This is a genomic window from Allohahella sp. A8 (genome assembly GCF_047946665.1).
GTDB lineage: Bacteria > Pseudomonadota > Gammaproteobacteria > Pseudomonadales > Oleiphilaceae > Allohahella.
Map to the genome: position 1 here is coordinate 1,996,623 of NZ_CP172312.1, position 18,945 is coordinate 2,015,567.

Annotated in this window: 16 protein-coding genes; 8 read left to right on the top strand and 8 right to left on the bottom strand. The window is 55.3% G+C overall.

Translation table 11 applies throughout. From position 1 onward, the window contains the following. Positions 1–113: 113 nt before the first annotated feature. From ACH3PB_RS08930 to ACH3PB_RS08960, 7 genes are read right to left on the bottom strand one after another with little or no spacing between them, the layout of a single operon-like run. Entirely contained in the window at positions 114–1,670 is a 1,557-nt protein-coding gene (locus ACH3PB_RS08930) for a glycosyltransferase family 39 protein (RefSeq protein ID WP_416399112.1), read from the bottom strand. Beyond that, on the bottom strand, positions 1,667–2,740 hold the full coding sequence (locus ACH3PB_RS08935; protein WP_416399113.1) for an acyltransferase family protein: 1,074 nt from the start codon (positions 2,738–2,740) through the stop codon (positions 1,667–1,669). The genes ACH3PB_RS08930 and ACH3PB_RS08935 overlap by 4 nt, the downstream gene beginning before the upstream one ends. Positions 2,741–2,773: 33 nt before the next feature. Next, positions 2,774–3,760 carry an NAD-dependent epimerase/dehydratase family protein gene (locus tag ACH3PB_RS08940; protein WP_416399114.1) on the bottom strand — a complete coding sequence of 329 codons (987 nt, stop codon included), beginning with the start codon at positions 3,758–3,760 and terminating at the stop codon, positions 2,774–2,776. 39 nt (positions 3,761–3,799) lie between these two features. Continuing rightward, the gene (locus ACH3PB_RS08945; protein WP_416399115.1) at positions 3,800–4,168 is read right to left on the bottom strand and encodes a hypothetical protein; all 369 of its coding nucleotides are present in this window, start codon (positions 4,166–4,168) and stop codon (positions 3,800–3,802) included. 56 nt (positions 4,169–4,224) lie between these two features. Further along, positions 4,225–5,004 carry an SDR family oxidoreductase gene (locus ACH3PB_RS08950; protein WP_416399116.1) on the bottom strand — a complete coding sequence of 260 codons (780 nt, stop codon included), beginning with the start codon at positions 5,002–5,004 and terminating at the stop codon, positions 4,225–4,227. A gap of 19 nt (positions 5,005–5,023) precedes the next feature. Further along, the gene (locus ACH3PB_RS08955; RefSeq protein ID WP_416399117.1) at positions 5,024–6,361 is read right to left on the bottom strand and encodes an FAD-binding oxidoreductase; all 1,338 of its coding nucleotides are present in this window, start codon (positions 6,359–6,361) and stop codon (positions 5,024–5,026) included. Further along, a complete protein-coding gene (locus ACH3PB_RS08960; protein ID WP_416399118.1) occupies positions 6,358–7,851 on the bottom strand; it encodes a UbiA family prenyltransferase in 1,494 nt (497 codons plus the stop codon). The genes ACH3PB_RS08955 and ACH3PB_RS08960 overlap by 4 nt, the downstream gene beginning before the upstream one ends. A gap of 426 nt (positions 7,852–8,277) precedes the next feature. Between ACH3PB_RS08960 and ACH3PB_RS08965 the strand changes: the two genes are divergently transcribed. From ACH3PB_RS08965 to ACH3PB_RS08975, 3 genes are read left to right on the top strand one after another with little or no spacing between them, the layout of a single operon-like run. Beyond that, entirely contained in the window at positions 8,278–9,327 is a 1,050-nt protein-coding gene (locus tag ACH3PB_RS08965; RefSeq protein WP_416399119.1) for a glycosyltransferase family 2 protein, read from the top strand. Positions 9,328–9,345: 18 nt separating this feature from the next. Beyond that, complete coding sequence (locus ACH3PB_RS08970) at positions 9,346–10,317, top strand: hypothetical protein (RefSeq protein WP_416399120.1); 972 nt, start codon at positions 9,346–9,348, stop codon at positions 10,315–10,317. Further along, positions 10,295–11,563, top strand: coding sequence for a GNAT family N-acetyltransferase (locus ACH3PB_RS08975; RefSeq protein WP_416399121.1), 1,269 nt, complete (start codon positions 10,295–10,297; stop codon positions 11,561–11,563). The genes ACH3PB_RS08970 and ACH3PB_RS08975 overlap by 23 nt, the downstream gene beginning before the upstream one ends. Before the next feature lie 24 nt (positions 11,564–11,587). Here ACH3PB_RS08975 and ACH3PB_RS08980 read toward each other — a convergent pair whose 3' ends face one another. Next, on the bottom strand, positions 11,588–12,082 hold the full coding sequence (locus ACH3PB_RS08980) for a GNAT family N-acetyltransferase (protein WP_416399122.1): 495 nt from the start codon (positions 12,080–12,082) through the stop codon (positions 11,588–11,590). 116 nt (positions 12,083–12,198) lie between these two features. Between ACH3PB_RS08980 and ACH3PB_RS08985 the strand changes: the two genes are divergently transcribed. The 5 genes from ACH3PB_RS08985 (at position 12,199) to ACH3PB_RS09005 (ending at position 18,945) form a co-directional block, all read left to right on the top strand. Next, on the top strand, positions 12,199–13,602 hold the full coding sequence (locus ACH3PB_RS08985; RefSeq protein ID WP_416399123.1) for a DUF2235 domain-containing protein: 1,404 nt from the start codon (positions 12,199–12,201) through the stop codon (positions 13,600–13,602). Positions 13,603–13,668: 66 nt separating this feature from the next. Next, entirely contained in the window at positions 13,669–14,538 is an 870-nt protein-coding gene (locus tag ACH3PB_RS08990) for a histone deacetylase (RefSeq protein ID WP_416399124.1), read from the top strand. 17 nt (positions 14,539–14,555) lie between these two features. Next, positions 14,556–15,233, top strand: a complete 678-nt coding sequence (locus ACH3PB_RS08995; RefSeq protein WP_416399125.1) for an ABC transporter ATP-binding protein — start codon at positions 14,556–14,558, stop codon at positions 15,231–15,233. Next, positions 15,227–17,755 carry an FtsX-like permease family protein gene (locus ACH3PB_RS09000; RefSeq protein ID WP_416399126.1) on the top strand — a complete coding sequence of 843 codons (2,529 nt, stop codon included), beginning with the start codon at positions 15,227–15,229 and terminating at the stop codon, positions 17,753–17,755. The genes ACH3PB_RS08995 and ACH3PB_RS09000 overlap by 7 nt, the downstream gene beginning before the upstream one ends. Further along, positions 17,752–18,945, top strand: coding sequence for a lipocalin-like domain-containing protein (locus ACH3PB_RS09005; RefSeq protein WP_416399127.1), 1,194 nt, complete (start codon positions 17,752–17,754; stop codon positions 18,943–18,945). The genes ACH3PB_RS09000 and ACH3PB_RS09005 overlap by 4 nt, the downstream gene beginning before the upstream one ends.

The window sequence follows — 18,945 nt, forward strand, 5'->3', positions numbered from 1 at the left end:
CCGATTCAGTATCGGCAACTCTGCCCTCTTAACGGGCAAAGAGGCGCTTGAAGCGGGTCGCACCCAGGGTTCAGTAGCGAGGTAGACCCGTGGGGCAACGAAACCTTCCGAGGCTACTGAGCCGACTCGAGCTCAGCTGCAGGCCGAGCATGTAGGCCCAGCAGGTTAGTGCGAAGTGGATAGCTCGTGTCGTGTATCAAGGTAACACCATGCTCGACGCGGACCTTCTCGTGAAGCAGGCCCGTGATCGAATGCAGCGGACTGCCTACTGAAGAATACACCACCCACAAATTTTTATCGGACTCTGCGCTCGGCCACTGCACTTCCTCTATAAGTACGCGACGGTAGAAATTATCAACCGTCAATATCGTCGGCTGCTGCTTGAGCTTGCAGTCAGCGAGGCCTTCAATTCTGGTTTGATAGTATACGAAGGTGGTGTACACGCTGGGGTTTGGAAACAGTACGGAATCACCTGGCGCACAGTGTTCTGCCAGCTTGGTGTAAAGGTCGCGGAACTCAAACTGAGGCCGCTCTGCCTGATTGTACAAGCCGTAGAGCCCAAGCCCAAACAGTATCGCGTAGATACTCTGTCCTAGCTTGCGCGGCAACATGCTTAATAAACTAATTACCAGTGGGGCAAATGCAACCAGCGTAAAGATGAGATAACGGTCGACAAAGAGCGGCTTGATCTTGGCCGCTATTGCCAGAATGACAACTGGGCCACCAGCACAGAAACAGTACATGAGACGGTAGTGGGCAAGCCGCAAACCAGGATGATTGGTTCGCGCATTCGGGCCACTGTAGCCCCAGAACAGGAAGACTGCGTAGGCTGCGCAGGCGCCCAGCAGAAACAGAATGGCCAAGGCTGCCGTTCTCAAATACCAGTCATAGGTGAAACGGCCCACAATCTGGTCAACGTAGAACTCGACAGCTACTGAGAGACCAGTAGGCTCGATCCAATTCACGTTGGGCGCGCTGTTCCCCTGAAACACGAAGAAAGCCAGTATGGGTGTAGCAATAAGCCCCATAAGCAGATAGGCGAGCAATGCGCCTCTGCAACGCTTCATGCGGTTTTCTGCCTCTGCAAGACTCAGCAGCAAATAGAGGCCAAGCGACCCATATAGCAGTAACAGAAAAATGTGGGCGTAAAGTGACAGTCCGGCGAGCACGCCAAAGCCAACGAAATACCGCATCGATCCGGTTCGCACAGCGTGCCAGAACAGCGGTATTGCGAAAGCCGTAAACATGAAGACCATGCTGTACGAACGCGCTTCCCAGGCATACTTGATAAACATCGGGTTCACGATAATCAGCGCTGCAACCGCCAGCGCCTGTCCAGCCCCTCGCTCCTGCCTGACGAATCGGTAGATCCACATGAGACCGATTAGCGCAAATACCGCCGATGGCAAACGAAGCATGAACTCAGAATGCAGATCGAGGTAAAGATAAAATTTGAGGAACAGGTAATACAGCGACATGTTGGCTTCGCTGTGCCAGAGCGTCGACCAGAATGCTGGCCAAGGCTGCGAGGCAAAAAACAGGCTGCTCGTTTCATCTACCCATAGGCTGTCGACAGGAAAGAATACTGCGGATACCACTGCAAATATTGCGAGTAGAACCAGCGTACTGAAGACCCAACTGGTGATAAGACGATCATTGACTACATTCATGGCTTCAGCTCGGGTGTCCGGTCACTCGCTGTCTTTCGAAAATATTCGTCTTTGGGCAAGGCCGACTGCTTACGGGCATAGTGGGCATTGATCCAGCTCCTTACTGGCTGTTCATACCAGTAGTACGAAGCCATGCCGACGGCTATCGTAAGCAAGGCAATCAGCGGATCAGGCAGCGGAATTGAATCTCTGTAGATATAGAACGGCTGCTGCCATATATATATGGAGAACGACCAGAGGCCAAGATATCGCAACCAGCCGAATGTGAGGAGACGGCGGGCGATCGGCGTGATTTCCTGCAGGTGATTGATGGTGAAGGCCAGCAAGAAAGGTGCAAGCACAAGCCTGAAAAGCTTTGGTATTTCCATGCTGTAGCAGGCGAACGCGAGTAACAGTGTCACTACCGGCACCATCGGGTTGACCCGTATGCCGTAGTGAGCCTTCAAAAGATTGTAGGCGGCTGAAATGAAAACGAAGCAGACAGCTGTTTCAGTCCTGATGAAGTAAATTTCCTTCGGGTAATCAGTACCGAAATAGAAGCCCAGTACGGCCAGCAGAGATAGTCCCGCCAACCCAAGCAGGGCTAGTGCCGGCTTCAGCAAACCGGTGAGCATGAGCGTCACCAGGCTCATGAGCACATAAGCATGCTCCTCGACGTTCAGTGACCACAGGTGCTCTGCGGGCAGCGACGAGCTCCAGATGTGCGGCTCGCCGGGAAGATAGGTGCGCAGGAAGAAGACATTCGCAACGACCTCCCCAAACGTAAACGGCAAACCCGCAATTGCAGCTCCAGAAAACAGAACCAGCAGAAAGAGCCAGTACAGCGGAATGATGCGACTGAACCTGCGAATATAGAACGTCGACAACGACGTCCTCTTTTCGAACAGGATCTTGCTCATTAGCATGCCAGACAGCACGAAGAACACGTCTACGCCCATCCGGCCTTCCTTGAGGAAAGGAATGTTGGCGAAATGATCGATCAGTACTAACAGGATCGCCATCCCGCGCCAGCCGTCCCAGATACTGATACGGTCATCCAGGTTGGTGTGGTGTGCTACCTGTGCTGTCAAGACGCTATACTCCAGATTAGCATGAGGCCCAAATCAGGCCTTGCGATTCTTCCTGTAGTCACGATAGGCCGCAATCAGCATACTGACGTCATCATCCTTTGGCACCCAGCCAAGATCACGCTCGCCTTTCGAAACATCGAGCACGCAGGTTTCATCAGCGATTTCATACTGCTCAGGATCCATAATCGGCTTACCCATACGATCCAAGGCTGCCAGCGTCATCTTTACCAGCCCGGCCGGAGTTGGTACAAGAAATGACTTACTGCCTGCTTCTTTAATCAATCGCTTCAGCAGTTCATTCACCGTAGGCGGATTGAGCGAGCCGAGGTTATAGGCCTCGTTCGGGAAGCCTGCTTTGACGGCGCAAATCACAGCCTCGGCACAGTCGCTTACCGAGATGAACTGGTAGTAGTTGCGTCCGTTCCCGATCGTGGGAACCGGCAAGTTGGCATCGACAAGCTTGAACAGCTTTTCCAGAATACCCAGCCTTCCAGGCCCGATAATGAGTCGAGGGCGGAAAATGGTGATGTTGAAGCCTTTTTCGCGATACCGCTCGCACAGCAGCTCAGTCTGGTATTTGGCTTCACCGTAAGGTCCGAGCGGCTCACGTGGGTGATCTTCGAATCGCGGATGGAAGCGGGTGTGACCGTACACCATATCCGTGGTGTAGTAGATCAGGTTGCGCAGGCCGGTCCTCTGCATCCATTCAAGAACGTTTTCGGTGCCGACGTAGAGCGATGTCCAGAAGTATTCCTTGCGCTCAGCTCTCGGCACGATAGGTACCAACAGCTTCGCTGCGAAGTGATAAATGACATCGCCCGCCTCTGCCTTAACGAGATCGAACTGTTTGGGATCGGTTACATCAAAGCGGGTGTAGGTGACCAGCGCGGTGTTATCGTAAATGCCGGAGCTCTTCGTCTGTTTCAGATCGAAGATTTCCACCTTCTCGCCTTTAGCCGTCAGCTTCCTGGTCAGCTCGGTACCGAGAAATCCATCTCCACCAAAAATGATATGTTTCATAGGCAGTCCCTGTAGTAAATCAGTAAGTTTTAGAAAGAATTAACTCTTTGCGACGAGCGACACGCCGAGACAGATGAAAAGCACGCCGACGATACGCCACATGTTGACGCCTTCGGCCAAGACGAAATAACCCCAGGCCGTCACCAGCACGAACGACAGTCCAAGAAACGGGTAGGCATAACTGATATCGACTTTTGACAACACGACCAAGTGCGAAGCCATGCTGACTACCATCACGAAGAGCCCGGTAATGACATAGAAATTAAAGATGATGTCGAACGCAGCACCCTTTATACCTGCGGCCGAAATATCAAAGGCTGGGAGCGAGGTCATGCCCTTCTTTAGCAGAATCTGCGAAGCGAAATTCGTAAGCACTGTAAAGAGAATGAGTGGAATGTACTTTGCCATATACTGCCTGAGCCTGAGTTACAAATAATCGTTGTGTGGCGACTTCGTCTGAGCCCTTACAGGCTTAGACGCTTGAAGATAGTTTCGGGTATCGATTTGATGATCAGCATGATGAACTGCCAAAACCATGGCGTGTAGAGCACCATTCGACCGCCGTCCGCAGCTCTACGGATATCATCTGCAACTTTCTGCGGCTTTGCCCATAAAGGACCACCCTTGTCGATGTCTGCTGTCATCTTGGTATCTATGAAACCGGGTTTGACGGTCAGGACACCATGATTGACCTTGTATAGCCTGTTTCGAAGACCTTGCAGAAAAACAGTCAATGCACCCTTGCTAGCGCCATAGACGTAGTTACTGCCACGTCCACGATCCCCAGCCACCGAACTCACCACGATGATGGTGGCGCCGCCGGTCGTATTTTCCAGTGGATAGCGCTCGAGAGCTGTCGCCAGCCAGGTGAGGTATGAAACGATCGAAAGAAAGTTGACCTCGACCGCTTCCCTCGTCAGTTCGAAGCTCGCTTCGCAGGCTTTCTGGTCAGGCAGACTACCCTGAAAGAAATAAAACCTTGCAGGTCTGTGATCGGAAAACAGCGATTCTATCAGCGCTGGGTGATCCTCGTATGTCAGGGAATCCTGCAACAAGGTACGCACCGATACAGCACCCCGCACGCGAAGATCGTCGGCCACGGCCATGAGCCTGGACTCGTTACGGCCAATCAGAATTAAAGACGCACCTTCCTCGGCATAGCGCCGCGAAAGCGCTATCGCCACGTCTGAGGTTGCCCCGAAGACCACTATCGGCCTGAGAGGCCTTCCTTCACTGTCGCTCATTTCCCTTGTCATTCCATGTTCACTCAAAGTGTGTCTCCATGCTGACCCTGCGCCAGAAGTCGGAACTGAACGCAGGGTCGATCCAGCGACTGAATGCCTCATGCGCTGGAAAAAAGCTTCTGAACGCCGATGCGCTCATCAGTCGATCTTTTGCGGGATAGACCGCCCCACCGGCAGCAACAACCTGCTGCTCGATGCGCTCGATCAGGATCCGCGATTTCAGCCCGCGATTTGAAAAGTCCAGCGCCAGACACAGGCCTGGCCGGGGAAAGGACAGCAGACCAGGTGAAGCAAGCTCGCCGAACTCCTTCAGAACGGCCAGAAAAGACCCCATGCCGGACTCGACAATGCTACGCAGAATCGTCTCCAGGGCTCCTGAGTCGGTTGGCACTACGAACTGACACTGATAAAACCCTTTGCTACCGTAGATGCGATTCCAATTGGCGATGCTATCGAGCGGATAAAAATATGGCTGATAATGATCTCTGCTCATTCCGCCCCGCGCAGCCTTTTTGCTGTTGCTGCGGTAGTACAGTTCATTGAAGAGCTTGATGCTCAAGCCATTCAGCGCTATTGACGGAAAATTGAACGGTATCGACAGGCGGCCTTCTACCGGCTGTTTTTCACGGGTCAGTTCGTCGCTGCTCAATGCCGCAGAATGACGGGCCCGATAGAAAAGGCCCCGCGCAAAGTTTCTCCCACTAGCCACGCAGTCCAGCCAGGCGACGGTATAGTCGAAGTCCGCCGAATCTGCCGAAATTGCCCTGAAAGCCTCCAACCCACTGAAAGGAACGGTTTCGACATCCATGAACGGTGAGTCGATACTGATCAGCTGAATTTCAGCGCTCAGTATGAGGCCAGTCAGACCGAGTCCGCCGATGGTCGCAGCAAACAGCTCGCTGTTCTTTTCGGGCGAACATATCAGTCTCGTTCCGTCTGAGCGCAGCAGTTCGAACTGCCTGACATGACGGCCGAAGGCGCCTGCGACGTGATGGTTCTTGCCGTGCACATCATTGCCGATGGCGCCACCAAGTGTCAGAAACTGAGTGCCTGGTGTGACGGGGAGGAACCATCCTTTGGGCACAACGTGTTGCAAAATGTGCTGAAAGCTGACCCCCGCTTCCGCTGTAAGCACCCCCGTTGCAGCGTCAAGTGCAACAAAACGGTCGAGCCCCCGGGTATCCAGCAAGGCCCCTGCGGTATTCAGGCAGGAGTCTCCGTAACTGCGGCCATTACCGAAGGGCAGCACACTCTGCTGGCCAGCCATCTGCTCAGCCGGGGCATCGCGCCAGCCCCATCGGATGGCCTTCTGGGGCGTCTGCGGATCTACGCCCCAGCTTCGATAGGCGTTACTCACAGAAAGTTGGCCGACATTGCAGCTGCCACGATGACACCACAGATCATGATTGTCTGCAGACTCACGCGATCGCGGATCGCGAACACGATTGGATCTTCATGCATCTTGCCTCTGGACGTGACCATCCAGATACGACCCACCCAGAACAACAGTACCGGGCACAGCAACCACAGCAGCTCTTTCACAGCATACATGGAGGCGACCTTGTCACTATTGATATACAGCGCCACCACAAGCACTGAAATGAAACCGGACACTACGCCCATCATCTGCAGCAGAACGAGATCGCTGGTGACATAGCCACGGCCGCTGGCCTGATTCAGTTCGCGCTTCTCGAGATTTTTCAGCTCGGACACCCGTTTCGCCAGGGCCAGGCTGAGGAAGAAGAACATCGAAAAGGCCAGCAGCCAGAATGACCAGGCCGCATCAACGGCGAGCATTCCGGCGATGATTCGCAAGGTGTAGAGTGACGCCAGCAGACAGACATCGAGAATAGGCACCTTCTTGAGCTTGAACGAATACGCCAGGGTGATGATGGTATAGAGCAGCGCCACGCCAGCGAAAGCCGGCGGAAGAAACAGAAAGATGAAGGAGCTGATACCCACCAGACCAACCATCATCTTGATTCCGGTCAGCAGCTGAATCCGACCGCTTGCAAACGCCCGCTTCTTCTTGATGCTGTTGACACGATCACTGTCGAGATCGAGCAGGTCGTTCCATATATAGGTGGCTGAGGCCAGTAGAGAAAATGATATGAAGCAGAATATCAGCGTGATCCAGCCGCCAATGTCATCGAAACGCTGCTCGAGCAGAAACGGTATGAATAGCAACGCGTTCTTGGTCCATTGATGAACGCGCAGCGCCTTCAGGTATTCGCGCGGCGACGGCGCCTCGTCACGGAAGATCCTGTCAACAGTAAAACGTTGCTGGGTTTGGCGTAGAAAACGGTCCGATTGGGTAGCGACCAGCACCTGGCGAGCGTTTGCCCAGACCTTCCAGTCGTTCCAGTCGTTCCCGATATAGTCGAAGCCACCGTGGCCAAAGCGATCAGTGAGAATTTTCGCCTTGGCGAGCCCCATGATATTGTCACGCTCGTTAGACGCGATGACTTCGTCGAACACACCTACATACTCAGCGACCTGGCGCGCCAAGCGTTCGTTGCTGGCGGTACAGAGGATGATGGCTCGCTCGGGACAGGCCTTCTTCTGGGCACGGAGGAAGACCACAATTTCCTGGTTATAGGGGATGAGCTCTGGCGAAAGCCAGTTCTGTGCGGCCAGTTTGTATTTAAGGTGGGCCTTGCCACGATAAAGCCAGACCAACACCCAGAAGATATGCAGCGGGTTGAGCTTCACAAAGCGCAGAAAGGACTCGATCAGTAGATCACTTTTGATAAGCGTACCATCGAGATCGACACAGAGAGGCGGTAAAGTCGCTTGCCCCGCAGTAACACCAGGGTTACCGTCTGTTGTCGTCACTTGCTCATTCATTTCCGAATCCATCCTTAAACCAGCATCGTTGAAGCTACTGCCAACGACTCTTGTGCTCTTTTACCGCTCATATCACGACCACTATATCAACAGCGAGATGTGCCGTCCGTGACATGCCTCAGCGAAGGTGGCATACGCTAACTTGATACCCGTTTAAAGAACAGTACTCTCGACTAAAAATTGGTCTGTTTCGTTGCGTTTTGACAAAGTTTTACAATTGGGAGACTTTTCAATACAAAAACCCGTGTACACTAGCGCCGTTTCGAGTCGTCGACCTGTTTGAGTGCCTGTCGTTCAGCCCTGTCCTAGCGTTGCTGGACTCGCGTTTCCACGGATGCACAGCCTGCTTAAACTCGGCTACGCTTGATAGGGGCAGTCGAGCAGTCGCTCGCTGATGCCTGATCATGTAAAGGATTGATGAACCCTATGGCAATTGAACTTTCCGTCGTCGTACCTCTATATAATGAGGAAGACAATGTCCGGCTGATGTTCGAACGGATCGACGAAGCCCTGCAGCCGTTCAAGGGTCGGTACGAGATCATTTTCGTCGATGATGGCAGCCGTGACCGGACATTTCAGGTTGCCAGTGAAATTGCCGCCACAACACCTTATCTCAGAGTCATCACCTTCCGTCGCAACTATGGCCAGACGCCAGCAATGGCTGCTGGTATCGACAATGCCGTCGGTGAGCTCATAGTGACTATGGACGGCGATCTGCAGAACGATCCATCTGATATTCCGTTCATGGTAGAAAAGCTTCGTGCTGGCGATGGCGAGGGCAATCGCTATGACATCGTGGTTGGCTGGCGCCATAACCGACAGGATAAGCTGGTCACCCGCAAGATACCGTCCATGATCGCCAACCGGCTTATCGGCAAGGTCACCGGAGTGCCCATCAAGGACAATGGCTGTTCTCTCAAGGTCTATCGTGCCGAAGTCATGCAGAAGATGCCGTTCTATAACGAGATGCATCGTTTCATCCCTGCCCTCCTTTCGCTAGGCGGCGCTCGTGTTGCCGAGGTTAAGGTAAAACACCATGCGAGGCAGTTTGGTGAGTCCAAATATGGTTTGTCCCGGATCTACAAGGTGTTGTTCGACCTGTTGACCATGAAGACGATACTTTCGCTCATCACGCATCCAGTACGATGGTTCCTGCGCCTGGCGCTTATCCCGCTATTGCTGACGCTGGTGAGCCTTGCGTTCGTGGTCAGCGGCTTCACCGCCGGTGAACCCATCGTGGTTAGCGCAACACATGCTGTTCTATTCCTCAACCTGACACTGTTTCTGGTTTCCCTCGGCTTCATTAGCGAACTGATCTACAACAAGAGTCCGCTCGACCTCGGCGAAGTCGCGCCGTTGACGGCGAGGCTGGACCTGTATTCGGGAAAAACCGAAGTTGATGAAACAGCAAGATCAGCAGAACTGCGCACAGAACCAAACAATTCCCGGGCTGATCATCGATCCGCCTCTATCTAGATACAGGTAAGACAAGACATGAGTCACACACCAGACCAGAGGCCCCAGGTCGATATCACGGCACTGGTTCCCATCACGGAGCGAGCGGAAAACCTGGATCTTCTTATCAGGCAATACGACGAGGCGCTCGCCAGCCTCGGTCGCAGCCATGAATTCATCTTCCTGCTGAGTCCTGAGTACGCCCAATACGGTCCGCAGCTTGAAAACCTGTGCATGTCTGGCATCAACGGCAAGACCATCACCATGTCCAGAGGATTTGGTGAGGCGACGATACTGCAGGTCGGCGGAGAAATGGCCAGCGGTGACCTCATCATCACACTGCCCCCATATGAGCAGATCGCGCCAGCAGCTATCACGCAGCTGTTCGATGCCCTGACTGACGATCTTGAAATGGTAGTCGTCAACCGGAGCCCGCGTACCGATGCCAAGTTCAACCAGACCATGGCTCGCTGGTTCAGCAGAATACTGATCAACTCGTCCGGCTCTGGCTTCAAGGACATGGGTTGCGGCATCAGGCTGTTCCGGAAGAACATTCTGCGCGAACTTCGGCTCTACGGTGACCTGCATCGTTTCCTTCCACTGCTGGCGGAACAGCAGGGCTTTCGAGTTAAGGAAATCGACATTCAGCAATCGCCGCAGGACTCGCGGAAGCGGGTTTATTCTGCTTCCACCTATCTTGGCCGACTGTTCGATCTGTTGACCATCGTCTTCCTGACGAAATTCAATCAGAAACCACTGCGCTTCTTCGGGGCGGGAGGGGCAGCCTGTCTTATCGTCGCCCTCATCGGCTTGGGCTGGCTGGCGATAGAACGGATATTTTTCGATGTTGCAGCGGCAGATCGTCCGCTGCTGGTGCTCTTCAGCCTCCTGCTGGTGCTCGGGGTACAGCTTGGTGCGATTGGCCTGGTAGGTGAAACCATCATCTTCACGCATGCCAAGAACAACAAGCCGTACACGATCCGGAAAATTGTCAACAAGCACGAAGCCTGAAACACGGATGAGCGGCACCGGCGACTCCACACCGGTGCCGCGCCTGAAAAGCATCAGTGAGCCCGCCCAGCAAGCTCTGATGCTGAAGGTCATCACCACTGAAGTCGATTTCGATCAACTGGCAGCAGATTGGGCAAATCTCCTTCATCGCAGCTCATGCGACGCGTTGTTCAATAGCTGGCCCTGGCAGAGGGCCTGGTGGCAGGTCTGGTCTCAGAAGCTCGATCTACAGCTTCACCTCGTCGCTACCTATCTCGATGATGACACCGAACGGCTAGTCGGCTTGCTGCCAGTCTGTTTCAGCCCTCGAGACAAGGTTTATGCCTTCCTTGGCGCCCTGCCCCGCGCCACTTTCCGTAGCGAACTGCTCGATGCCCTGATCGACCCCGACTATGAAGCTACCGTGGTGGCACGCTTACGCACGTATCTCGGTGGACTCATGGCCGGCGCTGATTTTTTCGCTGCGGATGTGCCTCGGCATGCCAGTATCGGAAAGATACTCAAAGGACTGCCAGTATCTGGGGGCGCGATGATTCTGGGCCACCTCACTATGACAGAAGACACAGTCTACGAAGTGGACTGCCAGGGTGGCTTTATGGCATACGTGAGTGGTCTCGGCAAAAACAGCCGCCTCAAACTCTTCAATCGAAGAAGCTATCTGCAGCAGCACTACCCCGGCACAAGCGTGCACGAGCGTGAACTCGTCGGCAGCGAAGGCGATGGGGCAGCTTCAAGCGGGTTCCTGGCGTTCCAGCCTGAGTTCGACCGCTTCCACCAGCTTCGATGGAACAAACCTTTTCTTGGTCAGGATGGCCTGAGCTTTCAGTCCCGTTTCATTGATCTCTGTCAGCGCTGGAATGGCTTTTGTGCTGATATCCCTGCAGTTGCCATCAAGCCCGTTGTTTCAGTAATGACGCATCAAGAACGGACGATTTCCCTGCTCTACGATGTCGTCGTGGGTGATACCCGATACAACATGCAGATGGGTTTCGCAGAGGACTTCGACAAGAAACTGTCTCTCGGCACCCTGCATCTTGGCTATGCCATTGAGGCCGCCTGCGAAGCTGGACTCCGCCAGTACAGTTTTCTCGCCGGGTCGGGCCGGCTGGCCGAGGCCAGTTACAAGGCCCACCTGGCGACGCATACCCACCCTATCAGCTCGAGCTGCACCGCGGCCAAACATCGTTTCATCAGACTCGCAGCTCGAGACCTTGCGCGGCGCATTTATCAGAGTATCCGCCGCTAAGGCTCAACGGATGATTATCCCCGGCTAGGCCAGACCCATCTCCCAGAATTGTGCCTGCCCCTGCCGTGGGTCAAGCTCATAGGCAGCGAAGCCAAACTTCCTGTATGCCTGCGCAGCGACCTCATTGCCAGAGAGCACTTCCAGCGTAAGCTTGCAGCAGCCGCGTGACTCAGCCAGAGCCTTGACCCGGTTCAGCATCATCTGGCTCAGGCCAAGCCCACGGTAAGCCGCCTTGACTGTAATGTCGTGGATATTGACGATTGGCTTGCACTTGAAGGTAGAAAAGCCCGGAAAACAATTGGTGAGCCCTGCTGGCTCGTCATCAACATAGGCCAGTATGCTGAAAGCCCCGGGCGTGTCCGCCAATGCAGACGGCAGACGCTGCTTGACGCCCTCAGGCAGACCTACCCCACCACCCATCGGATCCCGCGCATAGTCATCGAGTAAGGCTGTAAGATGTTCAGCCTGCAGTGGATTATCATAATCAACGTCTACTATGTTGATTTTCTTGCTAGACATGAGTGCCCCTTATGGAAAATTATCACTTTAAACCATCAATTTTCCCACACTGCAACTTGCGTGGAAGACTATACTCAGGATGACTGTTTCTAAAACAATAACGGAGTCCTAAGCTCATGAACAAGTCGATCGTGCTTTTTTGTGATGGCACATGGAATAAGCCAGAAGACGAACACGGGCTTGTACATCCTACCAATGTGCTCCGCTTCCTGCGGCTGCTGAAACCGAGGGACAACGAACAGCATCAGGTTGTCTATTACGACACTGGCATCGGCACCGGTGGCCCTTGGGACAAGTATATGGGCGGGGCTTTCGGGCTTGGTATTTCCGACAACATCATGGACGCCTATCGCTTCCTCACCAACAACTGGGCTGAGGGCGACCGCATCTTCATGCTCGGCTTCAGCCGAGGCGCCTATACCGTCAGATCGCTGGCGGGCTTCATCCATTTCATGGGCCTGCTACATAAAGAGAGTATGCCAGCCTTTCCGCTGTGCTATTCGTACTACAAGGCCTTCAGCAAGGACCGGCCTGGCATGAAGCAGGCAGAACTGGTGGAGAGCCTACGATCAACGATTCGCGAGGCTCATCGCCGTCCGCCTATTCATTTTCTTGGTGTCTGGGATACCGTAGGCGCGCTTGGTGTAGCCATACCAGGGTTCCAGTCGCTTTCAAGAAACTGGGTGGGCTTCCACAATACGCAGTTGTCATCGACCATACAGCATGCTGTTCACGCTTTGGCGATCGACGAAACGAGATCACAGTTCCAACCGAATCTATGGACTTATCCCGCTGATCCTGTAGAAGCAGACGAAGAAGCGAATGGCCCGGCTGCCGGCGCCGACCAGGTGCTACAGGTTTGGTTCCCAGGCGCCCATAGTGACGTCGGTGGCGGCTCGGCTGACTCCGATATTTCAGATCAGGCCTTGACCTTCATGATTGCACAGGCGCGCCGACATGGACTTCAGTTTTACGAGGCGGCCGGCGACGTGGCACCCGATAGCCCGCCTGTGAAATGGGTTATCAATGACGAATACAAAGGGGTCTATCGACTGACCTCGCGTTACTATCGCCCCATTGGTGATCAGCAGCGTATGGATGCCGGGCTCGAGCTTGCTGTAAACGAGAAAATTCACGAATCCACCATACAACGACTGCATGCCGGCGGCACTTTTCAGAATGGCGATTGTTTACGCGAAGCATTACGAGATGGCATGGCTATCTACTATGAACGGGATGCCGCCCGAATCACCCTCCCCGGCAATGGCAAGACTGGCAGTATCATTCATGTCGACTTCGGCGCTGGCAGCGAAACCGGCTCACAGAAACAGCGCCTGCCGTGCAAGATACTCGATTATTCAGACCGTGGTGCCCGTATAGATTGCGGCGACACCGCTGCGCTGCGCCCGGGGAATGTCGTTCAGTTCCAGACGGACGATCAGCGGGTTCGTAGTGCAACGGTGCGCTGGCAGCACGATTCTACCGCCGGGATTCAATTTAACGAAACACCGGCGGCCTGATTGCCACTACCTCTCGTCTACCACCCATGTTACAGCCCGCCGTTCCCGAACCAGCACCGGTTCCCCATGCAGAAATTCGCGCTACTCTACGAACGGCTGCTGGGGCTGGGGCTTTTTGCAGACAACCCGCCTCACCATCCGATCCATTTCGCCGACGCCGAACAGAGCACAGTGGACTATGTTGCCCTTGCGCATGATGAGGCTTACATCGATGCGTTCCGACGGGATGCTTTTACGGCACCGGCGCGCCGTAAACTGGGTCTGCCCTGGTCCACAGCCATCATGCAGCGCACCTTCACTGCGGTCAGAGGGACCATGCTCACCGCCGACCTTGCTCTGGAATTCGGACTCGCAGCCCACCTGGCTGGCGGCACTCACCATGCCCATCACGCGGAAGCTAGAGGCTTCTGTATTTTCAATGACCTCGCTGTAACAGCTCGCTATGCCTTGCGCCGCCCTGATGTAGATCGGGTGCTGATTATTGATTGCGATGTACACCAGGGGGATGGCACCGCTCGTATACTGTCGGAAGATGCGGATGCGCTTACCGTGTCGGTGCATTGCCCGGCCAACTACCCCTTCGACAAGGCCGACAGCGACTACGATATCGAAGTCATGAAAGGTTGCAGCTCACAGACCTACCTGCAACTGCTCGATGCCTATTGGCCGCTTCTGCTGGATCGGCATCAGCCAGATCTCGTGCTGTACGATGCTGGCGTAGATGTTCATCGCGAAGATGCACTCGGTTTGCTTGCCCTCGACGATGGCGGCATTTTCAGGCGGGACACCCACGTCATCGAAGCCTGTCTCGAACGTCGGATTCCAGTCGCCTGCGTCCTTGGTGGTGGCTATATGAAAGATCTGAGGCGGCTTGCCGAAGTGCATGGCATAGTCCATCAGGCCGCTTTCGCTCTATACCGTCGATTCCTGGAATAAAATTTGGAGGCGCTGCAATGGCCGCAGAGATATTAGTCGTGAGTGGCCTGTCCAAAGCCTTTGAGCAGCCGGATGGCAGAGTCCAGGTGGTCGAAAATGTCAGCCTTCGTTTGACTGCTGGCGCTTCGACAGCACTGACCGGCGAAAGTGGCAGTGGCAAGAGCACGCTGCTCCAACTCATCGCGGGATTGCTTGAGCCCGATTCCGGCATAGTGGCAATCGCGGGACGGGAGCTTTCAAATATGACGGATGCCGGGCGAGCTGCCTTCCGTCGCCGACACGTCGGACTCGTCTTTCAACAGTTCCGCCTCATTATGACCCTGACGGTGCACGACAACATCCGCCTTATGGCGGCTTTGAACAATTGCGTGGACGCAGATCACGAGGCCTTCCTCATCCACACGCTGGGTCTCGGCGATCAACTTGAGAAATTCCCTGCCCAACTTTCTGGTGGGCAGCAACAGCGTGTAGGCATCGCTCGAGCGCTCAATCATAAGCCGCAGTTGATACTGGCGGACGAGCCGACCGGAAGCCTCGACGAAAATACCAGCAAGGCCGTGGCAGGCCTACTGCTCGAACTTGCCGCGCGTACAGGCGCTGCCCTGTTGACGGCGACCCATAGCTCCACTCTGGCCGATACCCACCAGACTGTCCTCAAGCTTCGAAACGGCAGGCTGGACACCCGCTTGTGCTAAATGTTCAGCCCGGACTTACCGTCGTTAGAACCTTGCTGAGCCACTACCGCTATCATCCCTGGCAAAGTCTCTTTCTACTCACCGGACTTGTAGCGGGTGTGGCACTCTGGGCGGCGGTGCAGCTCATCAATGCCGAGGCAAAAGCCAGTTATGAGTCGGCAAACCGCGTTGCCGGCTCGAGCATAGCCTGGCGCGTCGTGAGCAGCAGACAGCTGGGCGTACCGGTATCGGTTTACGTCGATCTACGTCGTGCGGGTTTCCACAGTCTCTTCCCTGTTATCGAAGAACAGGTCGCTCTTGAAGCCGGCGGCTCGCTGCGTATCTTTGCCAGCGATCTACTCGCACTACCACAGATTGCACGTGCCGACCTCGGTGTGGGATCTCGTTGGCTCAGGCTGATCCAGCCGCCATACTCAATGCTGCTCTCGACGGCAGCGGCCGATCGCCTTGCGACCGAATCAGGCGCACGCCTCAGGCTCCGGAATGGGCGTCTGTTACCACCGTTGAGCATTGATACGGCCTCGCCAGCTGGCGAAGCGGCGTTTATGGATATTGCTGCAGCCCGCAGCCTGTTTCCTCAATACGAGCGCACTGATACGGTAGGCTATCTCGCGTCCAGCTCGCTCGACCAGGCCCAGTTAGCGGCCCTGTCGGCCGCCCTACCGGAGGGGCTCCGACTGCAGCGGGATACCACCGCACCTGACCTGAGGGCGCTATCAGCCAGTCTCCACCAACATCTCGACGCACTGGGCTTCCTGGCTTTCGTGGTCGGCACGTTCATCGTGTTCAGTGCACAACGCTTTGCGCTGGTTTACCGTCAGAAGACTTTTACCGTGCTCACGGATCTCGGCGTCTCCTTCCGTTGGTTGATGCTCGGTGTGCTTGCTGAAACCCTGGTATGGAGTCTTGTCGGCACTTGCCTTGGCCTGCTATCAGCGTATGTGCTTGCACAAGCACTTCTGCCGGAATTCGCCGCGACACTGAACAGTCTGTATGGTGCGCCCCTTTCCACACAGCTGCTGCTTCGCATTGAGACCGTCACGGTCGCCTGGCTGCTGAGCCTATCCGGACTCCTGCTAGCAGTAGCCGTACCTGTGCTGTTGAAGATGTCCGCTGGCCGTCACAAGCCCTCACACTCCCGCACTGGTATCTATTGGGGATTCCCCGCTTTCGGCCTCCTTATGTGCATCACTGGTGGCGCCATGCTCTTTTCAGGTATCGACAGCAGCAATGAGGGCTTCCTCGCCATAGGGCTCGGCCTGCTTGGCGCAGCCCTCCTGCTGCCAGCTCTACTGCATCAGTCCTTCGCGATGAAATCTCAGCGGCAGGTCGAACACGGAAAGAAAAAAAACCAAAGGTTACTGAAACGCTGGCGCGCTGCCGAAGGCGTCGCGCAACTCCCAAGCTTGCAACCTGCAATGATGGCCTTACTGCTGGCGCTCAGTGCTGCCGGTGGGATCGAGCTCATGATCAGCAGTTTCCGCTCTGCGCTTGAAAATTGGCTCGAAAATCGCCTATCGGCGGACCTCTTCATCACGCTCGACCAGACGCCGGCCATGAATGCTGTTCTGCAGGAGGTCATCAGCTCGGGCCGGGAATCGGGCTGGCTTGCCTCGGTCCACCACCGAATCACGAGCGAAACACATTGGCAGGGACGACCGACGCAAGTTCGTGGTTTAGATCCTGCAGCACCCGATACCAGTACATTGATGCTGGCCAAAGGTACGCTCGACAATTGGCGCTCGTATAGCGGTGAGCCATCGCAGCAGATTTTGCCTGTGCTCATTAACGAGCAGGCAAGTTATTTGCGCCAGCTGAATGTGGGTGATCAGATTGCGGTGGATAACGGGGAGCGGCTGGTGCCGATGCGCATCGAAGGGGTATTCTATGACTACGGCAATTCACAGTTTGCGCTCTTCCTGCCGGCTGCAGCAATGCGCAATAGCTGGCCCCAGGTGACCGTGGCCGGCGCATCGCTCTGGCTCAACCCTGACCGTGCCGACAGCCTGGAACAGGCCACAGCAGCAATCGTTCAGGCTGGAATACCCACCGCACAGTGGTTTCGACAGGATGACGTGCGAACACTGTCGCTGAAGATCTTTGACAGAACCTTTCTGATCACGGCAGCGCTGAATGTGCTTACCTTGCTCATCGCCGGCACGGCGCTGCTGGCGGCCCTGCTTGGGCTCATGAGCCAGCGTCTGCCTCAGTTCGCGCTATGGCGCGCCCTTGGACTGTCGCACCTCGAGATTGCGCGGCTCATCATGACGCCCGTGGCTACGATGACCGGACTCACTTGGCTCGTGAGCATCCCGCTGGGCATGGGTCTTGCCTGGGCTCTGGTCAACCGTCTCAACCTCGTTTCCTTCGGTTGGAGTATGCCGCTGAATATTGAAATCACGCCTTTTCTGCACCTCGGAATACTTTCGATGTCTCTTGTCGTGGTATCGCTGGCCTTCGTGCACGCCCGCCTCAGTCGGCAAATTGCAAGCGCTGTAAACGAACTTGGTGCAGATGCATGAAGGGTCCCACAATCCTTACTCCGCGGATACGCCTGCGATTCGCCACTATGCTGCTTGCGCTTCTAATGGCGCTGACAGGCACCTCTCCAACGCGAGCCAGAAGTTCAGAGCAGCACGAGAGTATCCTCCATCACAATCCCTCCCAAGCCGCGCGTGATGATCGCTTCGAGTTCAGGCGCGTTGAGCCCGGTCGCAGTTTTCAGTTTCCGCAGGATCATGCGGCGCATCCCGGCTACCGTATCGAGTGGTGGTATCTCACCGCCAACCTGAAAGATAAGCAGCACAGGGACTGGGGGTTACAATGGACGCTTTTTCGTACATCTCTTGGCGACGAGTCCGCGGTACTGAGCTGGGAAAGCCCAGTGATCTGGATGGCGCACGCAGCACTATCACCGCCGCTGGATGTGTCAGCCCTGCCCGGCCATCAATTCGAACAACGCTTTGCCCGGGGCGGAATCGGTCAGGCTGGCGTGAGCAGTCCCGCTGACATCGCGGCTCTAGGATTCGAGGCATGGCTGGATGACTGGCTTTTCAAAAGCGATCAGTCGATGGCCTTGTTTCCGGCTTCGCTGCACTTTACTGTCGGCGAGACCCAGCTCAAGTTTCAATTGCGGGCAACTGGTCCGATAGTCCTTCAAGGGCAAAGCGGCTACAGCCGCAAGTCAGCTGATGGACAGGCCAGCTATTACTATAGTCATCCGAATCTGGCCATTCAGGGTGAAGTCGCTGTCAAGAACGCGGTGTTCGAGCTTGAAGGGCTTGCGTGGCTCGACCGCGAGTGGAGCTCGGCATTCCTGGCGCCAGATCAGGCCGGCTGGGACTGGTTCGCACTACACCTCGAGGACGGGCGAAAACTTATGGTCTATCGACTTCGCAACACGCAGGGGAAAGATCACCTCAGTGGTTCGTTGGTCGAAAGCACCGGTGAAGTGCAGCAGCTCGATGGCCACGACATACAGTTGACCGCCTTGCGCACAACAACACTGAGCAATGGCATCGTACTGCCGCTGCACTGGCGCCTCGAACTACCAGGCAAGCAACTCGGCTGGACGGTTTCGACCGAGAATCCGGAACAGTTCATGGAAACTGCAGTGCCCTACTGGGAGGGGCGGGTCGATGCCAAGCCGCTATCAGAGGGTCCGGGTGGTATCGGCTACATGGAGCTTACCGGCTATGACGCAGTAGACTGA